Source organism: Candidatus Symbiothrix dinenymphae (genome assembly GCF_001431085.1).
Window position 1 is genome coordinate 1 of the sequence record NZ_BBRU01000548.1, and the last position, 220, is coordinate 220.

The 220-nt window shown below is 51.8% G+C and carries 1 protein-coding gene; it reads left to right on the top strand.

Going from position 1 to position 220, the window contains the following annotated elements; translation table 11 throughout:
- On the top strand, positions 1 to 220 hold a 220-nt coding region (locus tag ASC50_RS08830), incomplete at both ends, for a hypothetical protein (protein WP_226995425.1).

The window sequence follows — 220 nt, forward strand, 5'->3', positions numbered from 1 at the left end:
TCAAGGCTCACTGACTGCCGGCGGCAACTACGCTATCAGCATTGCAAATAAAGTCTTCACCATCATCCCGAAGAGCATTACCGCTTCAACGGTGACGGTGGCAAGCATCGCCGCTCAAAAGTACACCGGCAAAGAAATCAAACCGCTACCTAACGTGGTGGACGGCGGTCGCCCACTCACAATCAACACGGACTACACTCTAAGTTACAGCAACAACACA